Here is a 787-nt window from a genome sequence, read left to right on the forward strand (position 1 = left end):
CAGTAGCACGCTCAAGACCCGAAGCGGAGTGATCTAGCCATGGGCAGGTTGAAGCGGAGGTAAGACTTCGTGGAGGACCGAACCCACCAGGGTTGAAAACCTGGGGGATGACCTGTGGTTAGGGGTGAAAGGCCAATCAAACTCCGTGATAGCTGGTTCTCCCCGAAATGCATTTAGGTGCAGCGTCGTGTGTTTCTTGCCGGAGGTAGAGCACTGGATAGGCGATGGGCCCTACCGGGTTACTGACCTTAGCCAAACTCCGAATGCCGGTAAGTGAGAGCGCGGCAGTGAGACTGTGGGGGATAAGCTCCATGGTCGAGAGGGAAACAGCCCAGAGCATCGACTAAGGCCCCTAAGCGTACGCTAAGTGGGAAAGGATGTGGAGTCGCAGAGACAACCAGGAGGTTGGCTTAGAAGCAGCCACCCTTGAAAGAGTGCGTAATAGCTCACTGGTCTAGTGATTCCGCGCCGACAATGTAGCGGGGCTCAAGCGTACCGCCGAAGTCGTGTCATTGCAGCAAGAGGGCCAACGCCCGCTGTGATGGGTAGGGGAGCGTCGTGTGCCGGGTGAAGCTGCGCCGGAAGGCAGTGGTGGACGGTTCACGAGTGAGAATGCAGGCATGAGTAGCGATACACACGTGGGAAACGTGTGCGCCGATTGACTAAGGGTTCCTGGGTCAAGCTGATCTGCCCAGGGTAAGTCGGGACCTAAGGCGAGGCCGACAGGCGTAGTCGATGGATAACCGGTTGATATTCCGGTACCCGCTGTGAAGCGTCAAACATCGAA

The 787-nt window shown here is 57.2% G+C and carries 1 other annotated feature (only partly in view).

What is annotated here, in order from left to right:
* Positions 1 to 787, forward strand: a sequence feature (mutual gap in cmsearch alignment for this rRNA model is longer than 100) (it extends past both window edges: 1,244 nt to the left, 2,136 nt to the right).

Source organism: Streptomyces griseorubiginosus (assembly GCF_001514195.1).
In the GTDB taxonomy this organism is placed as follows: domain Bacteria; phylum Actinomycetota; class Actinomycetes; order Streptomycetales; family Streptomycetaceae; genus Streptomyces; species Streptomyces griseorubiginosus.